The sequence below is a fragment of the Phytohabitans houttuyneae genome, from assembly GCF_011764425.1.
Classification (GTDB): domain Bacteria; phylum Actinomycetota; class Actinomycetes; order Mycobacteriales; family Micromonosporaceae; genus Phytohabitans; species Phytohabitans houttuyneae.
The window spans coordinates 402,785-420,965 of record NZ_BLPF01000002.1 but is presented as its reverse complement, the minus strand read 5'-3'; the positions used below and the strand labels follow the sequence as shown (position 1 = coordinate 420,965).

Genomic DNA, 18,181 nt, shown 5'->3' with positions numbered 1-18,181 from the left:
CTCAGCACTCTCCCCCACCCGTGACCACGGGCGGATGGCCGGTGGCGCGCTGCCGGTTCTCCTCGGCGGCGGCGCGGGCGAGCCGGGCCGCGCGCCGCAGCCGGGCGCTGGCCACCTCCAGGTGGTGCTGGCGATGTGCCGGGCCGGTGTGGTTGCGAAATGTGTCGCCGGCGGCGCCGCGCCAGTAGGCGCGGCTGGCCTCGTGCTCACGCCGCAGCCGCGCGAGCACGTCGTCGAGCGCGCCGGCCTGCCGTTCCAGCACACCGGCCAGGTCGTCGAGTTTCTGCCAGGACGTGAGAGCCGCCATGGCCGCAAGGTATTCGCATCGGGCGGCCGGCGACATCGGAAGCCCTTCCGATGGCGTCCTACGTGGACGCCGTTCTAGCGTCCGGTGACCGGTTCCGAAGGGAGATGACCCATGTATCAGCTCGATCCGGCGCAAGCCAACGAGTTGGGGCGCAAGTTCGGGCAACAGGCCGACGTGGAGACGACGGCCCTGATCCGCGACATGAACTCGAGCATCCACCGCATGCAAGGAATGATCGCCACGCTCACCGCCGGCGTGAAGGGCATGGACTGGAAGGGCAGGCGGGCCACGTCGTTCGACAACCTGTGGGAGGGCGAGTTCCGCCCGAACATGCAGCGCATGCAGCAGGCCATGACCGACTTCACGCCGGTGCTGGAGCGGCTGCGGGCGGCGCTCAAGGACGCCGAAGCGGCGATGCACGCGCACGCCCGCGACACCGAAGCGATCGACTTCGCGCACTGAGTCACGCGCGATGGAGTACGAGGTAACGGTCGTCGACCGGCAGGGGCGTACCCGCCCTGTGCTGATCGAGGCGGGTGAGGGCGCGACGGCGGGCGCACTCGGGGGCGCGCTCGGGGGTCGCTGTTTCTGGCCGGCGAGGCGCTGCCGGGGGCCGGCTGCTGGCCGGCGCGGGGCTGGCGCCCGGCGTCCAGCTCTCACTCGGACCGGAGTCCACTGTGGACCTGTGGCCGGCGGGCGTGGCGTGCGAGGTGGCCGTCGTCGGGGGCTTTCCGGCGGTGCCAGCGTGCCCGTCCGGGAAGCCGGCGGCTCACTGCTGCTCGGTCGGGGGCCGGCTGCAGCCTCGTACTCGACGATCCGGAGGTGAGCCGCGCGCACGCCGAGATCCGCACCGGGGCGACGGCACGGTGACCCTTGTCGACCCGGGCTCGCGCAACGGGACCGAGCTGCGCGGCTACCGGGTGCACGGGGACACGGCGCTGGGCGGCGGTGAGGTGGTGCGGCTCGGCGGGTCGGCGGTGGCGGTACGGCAGCGGGCACCGGCGGACGCACGGCTGGAGCCCGGTCCGGCCCAGGGTGGGTACCGGTTCAACCGCCCACCGCGGATCGTGCCGCCCCACCGCCGGCCCGAGCTGACCGTGCCCGCCGAGCCGGAGCGCCCCCGCGGGTTCCGGTTTCCGCTGGCCACCGTGCTGCTGCCGCTGCTGCTGGCCGGCGTTATCTACGTCCTGCTCCCGAACTCCCTGTTCTACCTTGTCTTCCTCGCCTTCTCGCCGCTGATGGCGATCGCGCATGTGATCACCGAGCGGCGCAGCGGCCGCGGCGAGTACCGGGAGAAGCTGGCGGCGTACCAGGCGGAGCTGGCCGCCGTCCGCCAGCAGCTCGCGCAGCTGGCGGTCGCCGAGGAGATCACCACGCGGGAGGCGCTGCCCGACCCCGCGGCGGTGGTACGGATCGCGACCGGCCCGACCGGCCGCCTCTTCGAGCGCAGGCCGGCGGACGGCGACTTCGGCCGGCTGCGGGTGGGGCTGGCGGACCGGCCGGCGGACGTGCGCCTCAGCGGCCCGGGCGCCGCGCAGGAGAAGCCGCCGACGGTGTACGCCGTACCGGTGGCCGTGGACCTCGCCGGCGAAGGCGTGATCGGGGTCGCCGGCCCGCGACCGGCGCACCTGGCCGCCGCTCGCGCCCTGATCGGCCAGGCGGCCGCCCTGCACGCACCGCACGACCTCGGCGTCGTCATCTTCACCGGTGTTGACGAGGCGCCCGACTGGGAGTGGGCCACCTGGCTGCCGCACACGCTGCCGCACCGCGCCGACCTCGCCTGCCGGCGCATGGTGGCGACCGACCGCGAGCAGGCCGAGGCGCGCATCGCCGAGCTGCGCCGGATCCTCGACGAACGCGCCGGCGACCAGCACGCGGACCTGCGTGAACGGCCACTGGGGCGGCGCCTGCTCGTCGTCCTCGACGGTGCCCGGCGGCTGCGCGGCCTGCCCGGCCTGGCCGACCTGCTCCGCGCCGGCCCCGCCCTCGGCGTGTACGCGCTCTGCCTGGACACCGCCGAGGCCAACCTGCCGGACGAGTGCCGGGCCACCGTCGTGGCCACCGACCCGTCCGGCGCCCTGGTCCGGGTCCGCCGGCCGGGCGGCGCGATCGAGGACGTACTCGCGGACGGGCTCCCGGCGGACCTGGCCGCGGGCGTGGCGCGGGCGCTCGCGCCGGTGCGCGTCCTCGGCGCACCCCTCGGCGAAGGCGGCGACCTGCCCGACCGCGTGCGCTACCTCGACCTTGCCGGCCTCGGGCCGGACCCCACGCCGGAGGCAGTCGCGGCGCGCTGGGCCGCGCGGCCGGGCGGGCGCCGCACCGACGTGCTCCTGGGCGCGGGTGCGTCCGGACCGGTCACTGTGGACCTGCGGCGGGACGGGCCGCACGCGCTCATCGCGGGTACCAGCGGCGCCGGAAAGTCCGAGCTGCTCCAGACGCTGGTCGCCGGCCTCGCGCTCGGCAACACGCCGGACGCGCTCAACCTCGTGCTGGTGGACTACAAGGGCGGCAGCGCGTTCGCCGAGTGCGCCGACCTGCCGCACTGCGTGGGCATGGTGACCGACCTCGACGGCCACCTCGCCGGCCGCGCCCTCGCCTCGCTCTCCGCCGAGCTGCGCCGCCGCGAAACCATCCTGGCCGGCGCCGGCGCCAAGGACATCGAGGACTACTGGGCCCGTACCGGCGGCCGCCTGCCGCGGCTGGTGATCGTGGTCGACGAGTTCGCCACGCTTGTCGAGGAGGTGCCCGAGTTCGTGACCGGCGTGGTCGGCATCGGCATGCGCGGCCGCAGCCTCGGCGTGCACGTGGTGCTCGCCACGCAGCGCCCGGGCGGCGTGGTCAACGCGGAGATCCGGGCGAACGTCAACCTGCGGCTCTGCCTGCGGGTCACCCGCGGTGAGGAGAGCGCCGACGTGGTCGACGTGCCCGACGCCGCGCGCATCTCCCGGCTGCACCCCGGCCGCGCCTATCTGCGTACCGGACACAGCGACCTCGCGCTCGTGCAGTGTGCGCGGGTCGGCTGGCCGCGGCAGCCCGACACGTCCAGAGTGGACACGATCCGGGTCACCCCGCGCCTGGTCACCGACCTTGGCCGGCCGGCTCGACAGGTCACCTCGGGCCCCGACCTGGGGTACGCCGGTCCCACCGACCTGACCGCCCTGGTCGCCGCCGTCCGTGGCGCGGCCGAGCGGATCAAGGTGGCCGCCCCGCCCAGCCCTTGGCTGCCACCGCTGCCGTCCCGGGTCACGCTCGCCTCCCTGGGTGACGGAGGCGGCGACGCGACCGTCGCCGCGCCGATCGGGCTCGCCGATCACCCGCACGAGCAGGCGCAGCGCCCGTTCGTGCTCGACGTGGAGGAGGCCGGGGCGGTGGCGGTCGCGGGCATGTCGCGCACCGGGCGCTCCACCGCGCTGCGCACGCTCGCGGCCGCGCTCGCCGCCCGTTCCAGCCCGGCCGACGTGCACCTGTACGCCCTCGACTACGGCAACCGCGCGCTGGCCTCGCTGGCGGCGCTGCCGCACTGCGGCGCCTGCGTCGACGGCGACGAGCAGGATCGCGCGGAGCGCCTGCTCGACCTGCTCACCGCCGAGATCGGCCGGCGCGCCGGCGTCCTCTCCGCCGGCGGGTACTCCTCCGTGCGCGAGCAGCGCGCCGCCGCCGCGCCACCGGACCGGCTGCCCTACCTGGTGCTGCTGCTGGACAGGTACGAGACGTTCCTGTCCCAGCACACCGAGACCGACGGCGGCCGGCTCGTCGAGACCCTCGACGGCTTGCTCCGCCGCGGCCCCGCCGCCGGCGTCCTCACGGTGCTCACCACCGACCGGTCCGGCTTCAACCACCGCCTGGCCAGCGCCGTCGCCACCCGGCTGCTGCTGCGCCAGGCCGAGCCGGACGACCTGGCCGTCTTCGGCGCCGACCCGCGCGAGGCGCCGCGCGCGATGCCCGCCGGTCGCGCTGTCGTCGTGCCGTCCGGCGCCGAGGTGCAGCTGGCGCTGCTCGCCCCCGACCCGGACGGCGCGGCGCAGTCCGGTGCGGTCGAGGCGCTGGCCGCCTCGCTTCGCGCCCGGTGGGACGGGCTCGACCGCGGGCGGCTGCCGCACCGGGTGGACCCGCTCCCGCTGGCCATCACCGTGGCGGAGCTTGCCGCGCTGGGCAGCGGGACGCCGCCCGGGTCGCCGACCACCTGTACGGTCGGCGCCGGCGGCGACCACCTCGCACCGGTGCATGTCGACCTGGCCGAGGCCGGCTCGCTCTTCCTCGTCTCCGGCCCCGCCCGCTCCGGCCGCAGCACCGCGCTGGCCGCGGTCGTCGGATCGCTCGCCCGCGGGCTGCCGACCATCGTCTGCTGCCCCGCCCGTCGCCGCTGGCGGACCTGGCCGGTCGGGCCGGGGTGCTCGCCGTGCTGCGCGGCAGCGAGCCCTCCATGGAACTGGACGACGCCCTGGAGCAGGCGGCCGGTGGGCCGGTGGCAGTCGTGGTCGACGACGCCGAACTGCTCGGCGACGGGCTGGCCGCCGACACCCTGGAGCGCCTGACCCGCACGGCCCGCGACAGCGGTGGACTCGTCATCGCGGCGGGCACCACCGAAGACCTGATGCTGCAGCGCTACCGGGGTTGGCTCGCGGCGATGCGGCGCGCGCGGTGCGGCCTGCTGCTCAACCCGCAGTCGTATGTGGACGGTGAGGTGTTCGACATCAAGCTGTCCCGCTCAACCGCCGGCGGCTGGCCACCCGGCCGGGCCCTGCTGGTGCGCCGCGGCGCCCTGCTGGCCGTCCAGGTGCCGATGGGCTGAGCGACCATGCGGTCGATCGCCCTTGTCGTGCCGCCGCCGGTCTGCTTCCCCGTCGCCGTGTGCGCCGTGCCACGAGCGCGGTGGCGAGGCCCGCCGCGGCGATGGAGCGGATGGCAGCCACGACGGATCCGCTCAGGGGACGTCGGGCCGGGCGAGCAGCGCCGCGCCGATGTCGGCGAGTGCGGGGGCCGACTCGCGGAGCACCGTGTAGTGGTCGCCGGGCAGGGTGGTGGCGCGCAGCGCCGGGCACAGCGGCGCCCACAGGGTCTCCTTGGACGGCGAGCCGGCGGCCTCGACCAGGGTGACCGGGCCGTCGTAGGGGTGCGGGCGATGGGCCGTGACCGCCTCCGACAGCGCGCGGAACAGCGCGAAGCGCTCCACCAGCTGGTCCACGTCGAGCCGCCCGAAGCCGGGAAGGGGTCGGAGCTCGTCCAGCACGGCCGCCAGCGCCCGGCCCGGATCCGCCTCGCCGTCCGGGAGGGCCGGCGGCCGCACTCCCGCGCTGGTGGCCAGGTCGTAGACGAATGAGGCCAGCGCGTTGCCCCGCCCGGCCTCGGGCGGCGCACCCGGCCAGGTGTCGACCATCAGCACGGGAGCGCGCGTCCCGCTTTCCCGCTGCCACTGGCGCGCCATCTCCAGCGCGACGAGCCCGCCGACGGACCAGCCGGCGAAGGCGGCCACCGGTCCGGACAGCTCCGCGCGCACCTGCTCGACGTAGCCGGCGGCGAGCGCGGTGACGGACAGGCCGCGCGCCTCGCGCGCCTCGACCAGCACGCACCGGTAGCGGTCGCGGACCTCGGCGAGCAACGACACGTACGCGCCCACGCCTCCCCCGCCGCCGTGCACGAGCACGAGCACGGGCTGCTCCGTCGCGATCGGACCGTCCACGCGCGCCAGCCCGGCCACGGTCGGGTGTGCCAGCAGCCGCACCATCGGTACGTCGAGGCCACGGCGGTGCAGCACGTCGACGAGCTGGACGGCGAGCAGCGAATGGCCGCCGAGGGCGAAGAAGTTGTCGTCGCGGCCGACGGCGGGCAGCCCGAGCAGCTCCGCCATGGCGCTCGCGACCGTGCGCTCGCGCGGGTCGAGCGGGTGATGAAGCCTCGCGCCCGCCAGCGAGGACTCGTCCGGCGGCGGCGGCAGCGCGCGCTGGTCGACCTTTCCGGAGGCGGTCAGGGGCAGCTCGGGCAGCACGACGAGCGCGGAAGGCACCAGGTAGCCGGGCAGGCGGCGGCTCAGCTCCTCGCGCAGCTTGTGGACGGACACGCGCTCGCCCGGCATCGCCGTCACGTACCCGATCAGGCGCAACGGCCCCTCGTCGGCCCGGGCGACCACCGTGGCCTGGGCGACCTGCGGCGCGTCGACCAGTGCCTGCTCCACCTCGGCGGGTTCGACCCGGAAGCCGCGGATCTTGACCTGCCGGTCGGACCGTCCCAGCACTTCGAGCTGCCCGTCCGCCAGCAGCCGCCCGAGGTCGCCGGTCCGGTACATCAGCTGCCCGGCGCGACCTGGAACCGGGTTCGGGCAAAAGCGTTCCGCGGTCAGCGCCGGCCGCCCCAGGTACCCGCGGGCGAGGCGGTCGCCGGCGACGCAGATCTCACCGGGCATGCCGGGCGGGAGTGGACGCAGCCACTCGTCCATCACGTAGACCTCGGTGGCCGACACGGGGTACCCGATCGGAAGCCGGATCCGGTCGGGGCGCACCTCGGTGAGCCGCGCGAAGGTGGCCAGCATCGTGGTCTCGGTGGGCCCATAGGTGTGCAGGAGGGACGCGCGCAGGCCGGCCTCCAGGAGCGCGCGTGCCGAGGCAGGGCTCCCGGCTTCTCCTCCAAAGTGGAGGGTGCGCAAGGTGGGCACCTCGGCGAGGGGTTCGAGGTACGCGCCGTGGTTGACGACGGCGGCCGCCACCGACATGACCGTGACGCCGTGGACGCTGAGGTGCCGGGCGAACTCGCGAGGGGACAGCAGCACGTCCCGATCGACGATGTGCACGCTCGCGCCGTTGAGCAGGGGTCCCCAGATCTCGAAGGTGATGAGGTCGGAGCTGACGCCGCTGGTCATCGCGACGCGGTCGGTGGTGGACACCGTGACGTAGTTGGTGTCCACGACGAGCCCGAGCACGCCCCGGTGGGTGATCGCCACGCCCTTCGGCCGCCCGGTCGAGCCGGACGTGAACATGACGTACGCCAGCGCGTCCGGCGGCCCTGGGGCGGCAGCGGGACCGGCCCGTCGAGCCCGTCGACGACCGATCGCGGATCCAACCGGGGTACGGAGGGCGCCCACTCCGCCTCAGCGATGACCACCGGGGCTCCGGCCTGCGCCAGCATGTCGTGCCGCCGCGGTGCCGGATGCTCCGGATCGACCGGCACGTACGCTCCCCCGGCCTTGAGCACGGCCAGGAACGCGGCGATCAGGTCGGGCGAGCGGTCGAGGCACACCCCGACGGTGGTCTCCCGCCGCACGCCCAGTCCGCGCAGCGCGGCCGCGATCGCCTCCGCCCGCCGGTCGAGGTCGGCGTAGGTCCAGCGGCTTTCCCCGTGGGTCACCGCCAGAGCGTCCGGGGTGCGGCGCACCCACTCCGCGAACCGGCCGGCGATGGTGCCGCCGGGGCGCGCTCGGGATGCGGGGGTGCCGTCGCCCGCCGGTGCGGTGCGGCCACGCGCAGGTCGGCGACGGGCGTGTCGGGCCGCGCCAGCCCGTCGCTCACCAACGCGTCGAACTGCTCGGCCATCTCGGCGATCGTCGAGGGGTCGAACAGCGTCTCGTCGTAGATCCACACCATGTCGGTACGCTCGTCGGCGACGTCGACGGTGAGGGTCAGGTCACCCGGCGGGTACCAGCGGCCGCCGGGAAACTCGGTCACCTCGACGCCGTCGAGCGCCAACGCGTCGGGCTCCGGATGCCGCACGTTGAGCGCGACCTGCTCGTAGTGCATGACGCCCGGCGCGCTGTCCGGCAGCAGGGTCCGCAGCAGCAGCTCGTAGGGCACGTCCTGGTTGATCAGGACGTCGAAGACGGTCATCTTGGCCTGCCGCACCAGCGCCCGGAACGTCGGGCCGTGCCGCAGGTCCACCTTGGCGGGCAGCACGTTGACGAACATGCCGACCAGGCGTTCCACCTCGGGGCGGTGCCGGTCACCGGCCACCGGAAGCCCGACGGTCAGCACCGGCTCCCGGGTGTACCGCGCGAGCAGGGCGCCGAGTGCCGCCAGCGCGACCATCGCCACGGAGACACCCTCCGCCTTGCAGAGCGCGCCGAGCGCGGCCTGCGTGTCCGGCCCCAGTGGACGGTGAATCACGCCACCGCCGCGCGACGGGCCGGGCTGGCGCTGCTTGTCGACCGGCAGCGACAGCGCGGAGGGGACGCCGTCGAGCTCGCGCCGCCAATGCGCGAGCTGGTCGCGCACCTCCGGGTCGTCCGCGCGGGACCGCTGCCATCGGGCGTAGTCCGTCGTGCCCATCGGGATGTCGGCCAGCTTCGGCGATCGGCCCTGCCGTTGGGCGGCGTAGAGCTCGGACAGGTCTTCCAGCAGCGCCGGCCACGACCACAGGTCGATGACGAGATGATGCGCGGCCAGCACGAGTACGTGGTCGTCGTCGGCCAGCTGGAGCAGCAGCGCCCGCATCGGCGGGCCGGCGACGAGGTCGAAGGGGCGCGCCGCGCTGTCCTCGGTGATCTGGCGCGCGACCTGCAGCGGGTCGCCTTCGGCACGCAGGTCGCGGCGTACCAGCCGCGGTGCCACGTCCGCACGGACCCGCTGCCGGGGCTGGCCATCCTCGACCACGAAGCTGGTCCGCAGTGTCTCGTGCCGGGCGCCCAGGGCGTGGACGGCGTCGCTTAACGCGGCCCCGTCGACGCCTCCGCGGAGCCGGAACGCGCGCATCAACACGAACTGCGGCAGGCTGGGAAACATCTGTTCCGTCAGCCAGAGGCCTTCCTGGGAGAAGGACAGGGGTGCCTCGACGGCCGTCATCCGACCTCCAACGCTCACGACGCCTGTGGGGCTGTCTCCAGCCGGTCCCGGGGAGCCGCGTCCGTGGCCTCCTTCATGCCCGGCACCGGCGAGAAGACCACGAACAGCAGGGACAGGGGCACCAGGACGGCGGCGACGGCGATCGTCTCGCGGACGCCGATCACGCTGGCCAGCACGCCGGCCAGCAGCGCGCCGACCGGGATGGCCCCGAACGAGAAGGTGCGGAAGCCGGCGTTCATCCGGCCTCGCAGCTCGTCCGGGACCGCGACCTGGCGCAACGTCATGACACAGGCGTTGGATGCCACCAGGCCGAAGAGCGTGACGAACCAGATCGCGGCGAACCCGCCGACCAGCAGCGGCATCGGTCCGCCGCCGACCAGCGCCACAAGGGGCAGCGCCACGCGAACGATCGCCATGCTGGCCACGAACGTCGGGCCGAAGCGGTACCGCTTGACGGCCCGGTTGATGATCGCGCCGCCGGCCACCCCGCCGAGCGCGCCGGCGGCGAAGATGAGGCCGATCCAGCCCGGCGCGATGTCCAGGTGCCGGGTCGCGTACAGGACGAAAAGTGTCAGGATCATCTGCGCGGCGAGGTTGTACGCGGTCGCGTTCAGCATCACCGGACGCAGGTACCGGTTGCCGAACAGCGCGCGCAGGCCCTGGCCGATCTCGGTCAGCACCTGGCGGGGCGTCGCCCTGTTCGACGGCTTCGGCGCCGGCTCGGCGTCTTTGATCATCAGCAGGCACACCGCGGAGACCAGGTACGAGACGGCGTCCAGGACCAGCACATAGGGGATGCGGACGACGGCGATGGCCGCTCCGGCGAGGCCCGGCCCGACGAAACCGGTCACGTGGTTGGACAGCTCGAGCCGGCTGTTTCCGGCCAGCAGCAGCGACTGCGGCAGCAGCCGCGGGGTGTACGCGAAGTAGGTCAGCTCGAACACGACCGTGAGCACGCCGACCACGAGGACGCACACGTACAGCGCGCCCATGCTGAGCCAGCCGCCGAGCGCGAGCAGCGGGATCGCGCCGATGGCGACCGCCCGGCCGAAGTCCGCGGCGATGAGCAGCGGCCGCCGCCGCACCCGGTCGACCAGGACGCCGATGAACAGCGACAGCACGAGGAACGGCACCGTCTGGAGGAAGCCGAGCAGTCCGACCTGGAACCCGCTGGCGTTCAGCGAGACCACCGCGACGAGCGGTATGACGACGGTCGACACGCTGCTGCCGAGCATGGACAGCGACTGACCGGCCCAGAGCAGCATGAAGGAGTGGTGTGCGCTCAGTCGTTGCGGCGCCTCCGCCACGGGATCGTCAGGTCGTTCGGGAGCGCGCTGCACCGTCTCATGACTCATCGTCGGATCCTTACCGCCGCTCGGGCCTGCTGAGGGAAGAGTCGCTACCGCCGCACGTACTTCACCGGCAACCGCTTGAGCCCCTGCTGGAAGTGCGAGAAGACGGGCGTCGGCTCCGCGGTCAGGACCGGCCGCACGCCGGCCTTGAGCAAGGAGTCCAGCAGCAGGCTCATCTCCATCCGCGCCACATTGGCACCGGCGCAGAAGTGGTTTCCGCTGCCGAACGCGAGGTGGCGGTTGGGGTACCTGGTGAGGCGGAACTCGTACGGCTCGTCGAAGGCCACCGGGTCCCGGTTGGCCGAGAACAGGCTGACGCTCACCCGATCCTGCTTCGCGATCGGCACGCCCGCGATCTCGGTGTCCACCACCGCGACCCGGGTCAGGTTGAGCGTCGGCGTGGTCCAGCGCCAGATCTCCTCGACCGCCGACGGCATGATCGATGGACGCGACGCCAGCAGGTCGAACTGGTCGGGATGGCGGATCAGCGCGAGCATCGCGCCGCCCTGGGCGTTTTTGTCCGCCTGGTAGCCGCCGAGGATCGCCGCGAAGCAGTTGACGGCGATCTCCTCGTCGCTGAGCTGGTCGTCACCGACCCGGGTGTGCGCGAACGAACTGATGATGTCGTCTTGCGGGTCCTTGCGGCGGCTGGCCACGAGCTCCGCGAAATACGCCAGCAGCTCCAGGTGCGACGAGGTGAACATCTCCTCCGTTGCCGGGCCGCCCACCTGGTCGTTTTCCTTGGTGGCGTGTGCGCGGTGGGAGAGCTCCACGACCATGGCGAAGTCATCGGCCGGCACGCCCAGCAGGCCACAGGTCAGCGCGATCGGGAGGCGGTTGGCGACGAGCTCCATGAAGTCGAACGGCTCGTCGATGGGCACGTCGGCCAGCACGCGCGAGACAATCTCGGCGACGGCCGGGCGCCGGTTTTTCACCGAGCGCAGCTTGAGCGACGGCATCAGCAGCGTGCGCAGCCGGACGTGCTGCGGCGGGTCGCTGGTGAACGTCATGATGCCGGCGGTCGGATCCTTCTTCTCCCAGGTGGGCAGGATGTTGCCGTACTCGGAGCTGAAGGTCTCGGGGTCGCGGAGCACCCCGACGACGTCGTGGTAGCGGGAGACCACCCAGAATCCGGGAAAGCCGTCTCGCGGCTTCTGCCAGTGCACCGGGGCGTTTTGCCGCAGGTCCTCGAACGTGGCGGGCGCACGGCCGGAGCTGAAAAGCTGGGGGTCCATGAGGTCGAGGTCTTTGAGGTCCATGCTGCGACTCCCTGCTCGGCCATCGGAGCTCGTCATCGGGGTCAGCTAGATACCGCGCTCACCTTAGTACCGCCGGAATCCGCTGCCAATACGTGCAATCGTGAGCACGAGGACGCACCGGCGGACTCCGGCCACAATGGACTGTCAGGCAGCACCGCCGACCTGAAAGGGAGCAACGCCGTGCCGCACGCACGTGTCATCTCCGCGCGGGAACTCACCCGGGCGTACCTGGACCGTCAACTGCTGCTGCGGCGGCTGCCCCTCGGGCCCGTCCAGGCGTTGCGAAAGCTCGTCGCGGCGCAGGCGCAGTATTCGCCCTCGCCCTACCTCGCGCTCGCCGCCAGGCTTGAAGGGTTTGCGATCGCGGACCTAGAAGCGTGTCTCGACCGTGGCTCTGTCGTCAAGTCTTCATTGATGCGCGGCACCCTCCACCTCGCCGCGGCGTCCGAGTTTCCGGCGATCGCGACGGTGGTCCGGGTGGACTCGGCCAAGCAGTGGGAGCGCAACTGGGGCCATCCCGACGTCGACACCGCCACACTCGCCCGCGGCCTGGCCGACTACCTGGCGGCACCCCGAACGGCCGACGAGATCCGTGCTCACGGCGAGTCACTGACCGGCGGCCTGCTGCCGGCCCGCGCGCTCCTGCAATTCGCCAAGCTGGTGCTGCCGACGGTGCACATCGCCCCGTCCGGCCGCTGGCGGGAGCACGGCGCGCCCGGGCTCGTGATGTGGCCGCACCCGCTGCCGCCGGTCTCCGAGGTGGCCGGCCCGCTGATCCGCCGGTACCTGGCCGGGTACGGTCCGGCGACGCGAGCCGACGTCGGCGCGTTCACCAGGCTCTCGATGGCCCAGGTCGACGCCGGTCTCGCGACGCTGCCGCGCCTGCTGCGGCTGACCGACGAAGACGGCCGTGACCTGCTGGACCTGCCCGGCGCACCCCGGCCCCGTGACGGCGGCACGCCGGCACCGCCCCGCCTGCTGCCCAAGTGGGACTCGGCCCTGTTGTCGCACGCCGACCGCCGCAGGATCCTCCCGGACGCGCTGCGCACCCGGGTCATCAACCCGGCCAACGGCGACGTGCTGCCCACCTACCTGCTCGACGGAGTCGTGGCGGGGACCTGGCAGATCGAGCGAGCTGGCCAGGGCGTCGTGCTGCGGCTGCGGCCGCTGCGGCCCGGTCGTGACCACAGCGACGCCCTGCTGGAGCAGGAGGCGCGGCGGGTCGCCCGATTCATGGAACCGGCAGCGACACACATCGATGTTGAGCTGGACGGCGACGCGCGCGGCTGAGGCGCCCGGACGGGGTCGATTGAAAACTGGCGATATTGAGGATGCCCCGGCGAAGTGTTATGAAACAGGTGTGGCAATGGGGGCTCTGACTGACGGGGGGTCCAGCACCATGATTGATGGCCACTCGCCTACTGACGTGCGCAATTTCCCGGTTACGACGATCCCACTCGACCGGCTTCTCGCCGGTGAGGCTCTACGGTCCTACGGCATCGACGCCGACCACGTGCGCGTGCTGATGGACCACGACGGTGAGCTGCCACCGATTCTCGTCCAGCGCAGCACCATGCGTGTCATCGACGGGATGCACCGGCTGCACGCGGCGCGCGCGAAGGGATGCGCCGAAATCCACGCGCACCTGCTGGACGTCGACGACACCGCCGCCTTCCTCTACGGCGTGGCGGCGAACGTGTCGCACGGCCTGCCGCTGTCCCTCGCCGACCGCAAGTCCGCCGCCCTGCGCGTCATGCGGCTCTACCCCGACTGGTCCGACCGGGCGCTGGGCCGCGCATGCGGCCTGTCCGGCAAGACCGTCGCGGCGCTGCGTGCCACGCAGGAGTCCGGGCTGGGCGCCACCGGCCGCCGGATCGGGCTGGACGGCCGGGCCCGGCCGGTCAACGGCAGCGCGGGCCGCCTGCTCGCCCGCCAGATCCTGGAGCGGACGCCGCAGGCCCCACTGCGCCAGGTCGCGAAGGAGGCGGGTGTGTCGACCGGCACCGTCCGCAAGGTCCGCGACGAGATGGGCCTGCGGGCCAACAGCGCCCACAGCACCGCGCCGGTCCATGCCGCGGACGACCCGGCACGGCCGAACGCGCGGCCATCGGAGTACTCCCACCGCGGACGCCCGGCCCGGACCGAGATGGATCCCGAGCGGATCTTGGAGAACCTGCGCCGCGACCCGTCCCTCAAGTACCGGGCCAAGGGGCGTGACCTGCTGCGGCTGCTCTACCGCGGGCCGGTGCTCGCGGTGGCCAGCGAGGTCGTCGACGAGATCCCGGCACACTGCATCCCCGCTGTAGCGCACCTGAGCAGGCTTTATGCCCAGGAATGGCTGGCCCTCAGCACGCTGCTGGAAGACCGGGCGCGCAAGGACGCCGCGTAGCGATCTGACTCTGAGTGCAAGTGCGAATAACACGCAGTTGCACGTGAACCGGCTTCAACCCGTCGGGTACGTACCGGTGAAGCAGCCGACACATTTCGGCGCCGGGCCACACGCCGCCACCATCGCCTCGACCGACAGGTAGCCCAGGCTGTCCGCCCGGACAAGCTCGGCGACCTCGCGGATGCCGCGCCGGCCCGCCGCCAGCTCGGCCCTCGTCGGCAGGTCCACGCCGAAGAAGCAGGGCCACCGCACCGGCGGGGAGGCGATGCGCAGGTGCACCTCGCGGGCGCCGGCCGCGCGGACCAGGGAGACCAGGTCGCGGGCGGAGTTCGCCCGGACCAGTGAGTCGTCCACCATCACGACCCGCCGGTCGGCCACCAGCTCCGGCAGGACGCCGAACTTCAGCCGCACCGCCCTGCGCCGCTCCACTGTGGATGGCTGCAGGAAGGTCCGGCCGGCGTACGCGTTGCGCGCGAGCGCCTCGGCGTAGTAGAGGCCGCTGGCGCTCGCGTATCCGAGCGCCGCCGGCCGGCCGCTGTCCGGTACCGCGACCACGACGTCGGCCTCGACGGGTGCCTCGCCGGCCAGCGCCACCCCCATCGCGTGCCGGGCCTGGTGCACCCGCACGCCGCCGAGCATCGAGTCGGCCCGCGCGAAGTACACGTACTCGAAGACGCAGCCGGCCGGGCTGGCCGCGGCGAACCGCTCGCCGCGCAACCCGTGGCCGTCGAGGGTGACCAGCTCGCCGGGCTCGACCTCGCGCAGGTACCGCGCACCGAGGCACTCGAGCGCGGCACTCTCCGACGCCACCACCCAGCCGCCGCCGGCGAGCCGGCCGAGGCACAGCGGGCGGAAGCCGTACGGATCGCGGGCGGCGTGGACCGTCTCACCGTCGAGGACCGCGATGCTGTACGCGCCCTCGACCTTCGGCAGCACCGCGAGCAGCGCGTCCCGGACACCACCGGGCTCCGCGCCGACCGCGGCCGCCAGCGTCGCGGTGTCGGCAGCGCCGGTGCCGGGTGCCCAGCCGTCGTGCCCGGCGACCCGCAGCAGGTGCCCGTTGTGCGCCAGGGCGAACTCGTCGCCGCGCCGGGTCTGGCCCAGCAGCGGCTGGACGTTGCCCGCGCCCGACCCGCCGGCCGTCGCGTACCGCACGTGTCCCAGCGCGGCCCCACACTCCGGCAGCGCGGGCGTCAGGCCCTCGAAGACCTGCTGCACAAGGCCGTGACCGCACTGGCGGGACAGCCCGCCCGCGCCTGCGACCACGACGCCGGCCGACTCCTGCCCGCGGTGCTGGAGGGCGACGAGCCCGTGACATGCCAGGGCACCCGCCGCACCGGCGACACCGCGCAGCGCGATCACCCCGCAGGACTCGCCCACCGACTCGAACATCGACGTGTCCAGAGTGGACTCCCGGGTGTGCGATGGTTGATCCGTTGCCGACTATATCGGCAGTGGACTATCTTCGGGCCTCACGCAGACCCGACTGTGGGGAGCCTTGCCATGTCAGCAGCAAGCGAAGTCGCTCTCGATGTCGACGAGAGGATCCAAAAGCACCTGGCAGCCGAGTTCCACGATGACTGGACGGTCCTCGGCCTGTCCCAACAGTTCCGGCGTGAGGGATACGTCAAGATACCCAACATCGTGCCGGAGGACGTGAAGGCCGCGGTGACCGAAGACGTGCACCGCCTGCTGGAGCACGCCAAGCGGGTGGACATGACGCTGAAGGCGACCGCGAACACACCACGCCGCATGAGCACTGTCGGCGCCCGGCACATCATCGACAACAGCACGCTCGTGCCGCGCATCTATGAGTCGCCGGCGCTGCTCGCCTTCCTGTCCCGGCTCGCCCGCGACAAGGTCCTGCCCTGCCCGTACGAGCCGGAGCGGTTCGTGATGACCCGGCAGGAAAAGGTCGGCGACACGCACGGATGGCACTGGGGCGACTTCAGCTTCGCGCTCATCTGGATCATCGAGGCACCGGACATCGAGGCGGGCGGGATGCTCCAGTGCGTGCCGCACACGGACTGGAACAAGTCCGACGCGCGGGTGCACGACTACCTCGTCAAGTACCCGATCCGGACCTACTACCACCGCACCGGTGACATCTATTTCCTGCGCACCGACACGACGCTGCACCGGACGGTCCCACTCAACCGCGATGTCACGCGCATCATCCTGAACACGGCCTGGGCCACGCCCGCCGACCTGGAGCGCGCCGCGACGCACGAGACGATGGACGCGCTATTCGACTGAACGGATCCGGGTGCGGTCGCCCGCCGGCCGCACCCGCACCCGTACCTGCTCCAGCAGGGCGGCGTACGTAGGCCTTCGCATGAACTCCGCCAGCCGCAGCGGCACGCCGAGCTCCTCCCGCAGGGTGGCGATCAGCCGGCCGGCGGTGACGGAGGTCCCGCCGCATTCGAGGAAGTGGTCCTCCGGCGCGGCGTCCTGCACCTCCAGCAGTGACGTCCACAACCGCCACACCTGCTCCGCGACCGTCTCGTCCACTGTGTCCAGTGACCGGGGTGCGACCGGCTCGCGCCAGGCCGGAGCCGGGAGCGCGTCGCGGTCCACCTTGCCGTTGGCGTTTCGCGGCAGCCGGTCCACGGCGGTGATGACCTCCGGCACCAGGTAGTCCGGCAGGTGGGTCAGCAGGAACGAGCGGATCGCCCGGGGCGTCGTGTCCTCGCCCCGGTCCGGCGCACACACGACGTACGCCGCGAGCCGGGTCTCGCCCCGGTCATCCTCACCGCTCACGACCGCCGCCGCGGTGAGACCGGGGTGGCGCAGCAACGCGGCCTCGACGTCGCCCAGCTCGATCCGGTACCCGCGCACCTTCACCATCCTGTCGGTGCGTCCAGAGTGGAACAGCATGCCGTCGTCGCCGAGCGTGGCCATGTCGCCGGTGCGGTACATGCGCTCACCTGCCGCGCCGTACGGGTTGGGCAGCAGCCGCTGCGCGGTCAGCGAGGGCCGGCCGAGGTAGCCGCGGGTCAGGCCCGGTCCGGCGACGAACAGCTCGTCCACGGCGCCGTCCGGCCGCCGCCTCAGCCGCTCGTCGAGGACCAGGAGCCGCACCTCGGGCCAGGGCCGGCCGACCGGGGGCGGGGCCTGCCGCTCGGCATCGGTCGCGGTGTGCGAGGTGCGCCGCCGCGTCCACGGGACGAGGCAGCTGGAGACGGCGTTCGCCTCGGCGGAGCCGTACGAGACGGCGACCTCGAACGGCAGGGACGCCGGCGCCCAGCGCAGGGCCCGGTCACCGCCGACGGTCACCAGCCGCAGCGCGGTGTCTTCGGGCCAGGCGAGCACCGCGAGCTCCTGCGCGACGGGCGTACTGAGAAATGCCTTGGTGATCGCCGCGGACACGAGCCAGTCACGCAGCTCCGCGGGCGAGGCGACGATGGCGGCCTCGCCGGCGTGCACGCTGGCGCCGGACGCGAGGTACGGCCAGAGCTCGCCGACACCGGCCGAGGAGCCCGGCGAGGCGAGCCAGCTCCCCCGGTCACCCGGCACGATCCGATGACCCTCCACATGGGTCGCGACGCAGTGGCTGACCGACCGGTGGGTTACACCGACGGCCTTGGGACGGCCTGTGGAGCCCGAGGTGTGCACGACGTATGCCAGGTTGTCCGGGTGCACCGGCACGTCGAGGTTGGCTGCCGTCCCGGGGCCAGGCCGATCCAGCAGCCTGTCCACGTCGACGGCGTCGACCGTAACGGTGGTGCCGGGTGTGGGCGCCGCCGAGTGCTGCAGCACGCAGCGCGGCGGCATCGCGTCCAGCAGCGCCTCGGTCCGCTGGCTCGGCCACCGCGGGTCCATCAGGTGTGCGGTGGCGCCGGTCTTGAAGGCGGCAAGCAGCGCGGCGAGAAGCTCGCGCGACCGGTGCATGTGGACAGCCACCGCCGTCTCCCGCCGGACGCCCATCCGGCGCAACGCGTGCGCCAGCCGGTTGGCGTGGCTGTTGAGCTCGGCGTAGGTGTACTCACCGCTGGAGTCGGACACTGCCAGCGCGTCGGGTCGCTGCGCCGCCTGGGTCTCGACCAAGCGGGCGACCGGTGTTGTCGGCGTCGTCACCTCTTCAGTATCAAGCCGTGCCGCGGGTAGAT

General features: G+C 73.0%; 13 protein-coding genes and 1 pseudogene. 6 read left to right on the top strand and 8 right to left on the bottom strand.

Annotation, left to right across the window (positions count from 1 at the left end; translation table 11 throughout):
• Position 1 precedes the first annotated feature (1 nt).
• On the bottom strand, positions 2-307 hold the full coding sequence (locus Phou_RS25430; protein ID WP_173059754.1) for a WXG100 family type VII secretion target: 306 nt from the start codon (positions 305-307) through the stop codon (positions 2-4).
• Between the two features lie 111 nt (positions 308-418).
• On the opposite strand from Phou_RS25430, the gene Phou_RS25425 reads away from it, so the two are divergent.
• The 3 genes from Phou_RS25425 to Phou_RS25415 all read left to right on the top strand — a co-directional run bounded on the left by Phou_RS25425 (position 419) and on the right by Phou_RS25415 (position 5,099).
• On the top strand, positions 419-769 hold the full coding sequence (locus Phou_RS25425; RefSeq protein WP_173059751.1) for a WXG100 family type VII secretion target: 351 nt from the start codon (positions 419-421) through the stop codon (positions 767-769).
• A gap of 404 nt (positions 770-1,173) precedes the next feature.
• Entirely contained in the window at positions 1,174-4,842 is a 3,669-nt protein-coding gene (locus Phou_RS25420) for an FtsK/SpoIIIE domain-containing protein (protein ID WP_173059748.1), read from the top strand.
• The gene (locus Phou_RS25415) at positions 4,773-5,099 is read left to right on the top strand and encodes a hypothetical protein (RefSeq protein ID WP_173059745.1); all 327 of its coding nucleotides are present in this window, start codon (positions 4,773-4,775) and stop codon (positions 5,097-5,099) included. The genes Phou_RS25420 and Phou_RS25415 overlap by 70 nt, the downstream gene beginning before the upstream one ends.
• 132 nt (positions 5,100-5,231) lie before the next feature.
• Here Phou_RS25415 and Phou_RS54535 read toward each other — a convergent pair whose 3' ends face one another.
• From Phou_RS54535 to Phou_RS25395, 5 genes and pseudogenes are all read right to left on the bottom strand, one after another.
• Positions 5,232-7,277: an AMP-binding protein gene (locus Phou_RS54535; protein ID WP_173059742.1), complete on the bottom strand. Its 2,046-nt coding sequence runs from the start codon at positions 7,275-7,277 to the stop codon at positions 5,232-5,234.
• 149 nt (positions 7,278-7,426) lie between these two features.
• Positions 7,427-7,645: pseudogene (locus Phou_RS54530) on the bottom strand (AMP-binding protein); the annotation flags it as partial.
• Positions 7,642-9,072, bottom strand: a complete 1,431-nt coding sequence (locus tag Phou_RS25405; RefSeq protein ID WP_173059739.1) for a condensation domain-containing protein — start codon at positions 9,070-9,072, stop codon at positions 7,642-7,644. The pseudogene Phou_RS54530 and the gene Phou_RS25405, both read right to left, overlap by 4 nt.
• 14 nt (positions 9,073-9,086) lie before the next feature.
• A complete protein-coding gene (locus Phou_RS25400; RefSeq protein ID WP_173059736.1) occupies positions 9,087-10,427 on the bottom strand; it encodes an MFS transporter in 1,341 nt (446 codons plus the stop codon).
• A 44-nt stretch (positions 10,428-10,471) separates the two neighbouring features.
• Positions 10,472-11,683 (bottom strand): cytochrome P450, encoded by a 1,212-nt coding sequence (locus Phou_RS25395; RefSeq protein ID WP_173059733.1) that lies wholly within the window; start codon positions 11,681-11,683, stop codon positions 10,472-10,474.
• A gap of 180 nt (positions 11,684-11,863) precedes the next feature.
• On the opposite strand from Phou_RS25395, the gene Phou_RS25390 reads away from it, so the two are divergent.
• Both Phou_RS25390 and Phou_RS25385 read left to right on the top strand, forming a co-directional pair.
• Positions 11,864-12,973, top strand: a complete 1,110-nt coding sequence (locus Phou_RS25390; protein ID WP_173059730.1) for a winged helix DNA-binding domain-containing protein — start codon at positions 11,864-11,866, stop codon at positions 12,971-12,973.
• 136 nt (positions 12,974-13,109) lie between these two features.
• A complete protein-coding gene (locus Phou_RS25385; protein ID WP_173059727.1) occupies positions 13,110-14,072 on the top strand; it encodes a ParB N-terminal domain-containing protein in 963 nt (320 codons plus the stop codon).
• 54 nt (positions 14,073-14,126) lie between these two features.
• On the opposite strand, the gene purF is transcribed toward Phou_RS25385, so the two are convergent.
• Positions 14,127-15,464 (bottom strand): amidophosphoribosyltransferase, encoded by a 1,338-nt coding sequence (gene purF / locus Phou_RS25380; protein WP_173059724.1) that lies wholly within the window; start codon positions 15,462-15,464, stop codon positions 14,127-14,129.
• Between the two features lie 111 nt (positions 15,465-15,575).
• Between purF and Phou_RS25375 the strand changes: the two genes are divergently transcribed.
• Complete coding sequence (locus Phou_RS25375) at positions 15,576-16,328, top strand: HalD/BesD family halogenase (protein ID WP_173059721.1); 753 nt, start codon at positions 15,576-15,578, stop codon at positions 16,326-16,328.
• Here the strand turns inward: Phou_RS25375 and Phou_RS25370 are convergent.
• On the bottom strand, positions 16,317-18,149 hold the full coding sequence (locus Phou_RS25370; RefSeq protein ID WP_173059718.1) for a non-ribosomal peptide synthetase: 1,833 nt from the start codon (positions 18,147-18,149) through the stop codon (positions 16,317-16,319). The two genes, Phou_RS25375 and Phou_RS25370, sit on opposite strands and share 12 nt — an antisense overlap.
• Between the last annotated feature and the right edge of the window lie 32 nt (positions 18,150-18,181).

Bases quoted from the DNA above. Each gene is read 5' to 3' on its own strand.
- Phou_RS25430 (WP_173059754.1), bottom strand. From the start codon at position 307: ATGGCGGCTCTCACGTCCTGGCAGAAACTCGACGACCTGGCCGGTGTG.
- Phou_RS25425 (WP_173059751.1), top strand. From the start codon at position 419: ATGTATCAGCTCGATCCGGCGCAAGCCAACGAGTTGGGGCGCAAGTTC.
- Phou_RS54535 (WP_173059742.1), bottom strand. From the start codon at position 7,277: ATGTTCACGTCCGGCTCGACCGGGCGGCCGAAGGGCGTGGCGATCACC.
- Phou_RS25405 (WP_173059739.1), bottom strand. From the start codon at position 9,072: ATGACGGCCGTCGAGGCACCCCTGTCCTTCTCCCAGGAAGGCCTCTGG.
- Phou_RS25400 (WP_173059736.1), bottom strand. From the start codon at position 10,427: ATGAGTCATGAGACGGTGCAGCGCGCTCCCGAACGACCTGACGATCCC.
- Phou_RS25395 (WP_173059733.1), bottom strand. From the start codon at position 11,683: ATGGACCTCAAAGACCTCGACCTCATGGACCCCCAGCTTTTCAGCTCC.
- purF (WP_173059724.1), bottom strand. From the start codon at position 15,464: ATGTTCGAGTCGGTGGGCGAGTCCTGCGGGGTGATCGCGCTGCGCGGT.
- Phou_RS25375 (WP_173059721.1), top strand. From the start codon at position 15,576: ATGTCAGCAGCAAGCGAAGTCGCTCTCGATGTCGACGAGAGGATCCAA.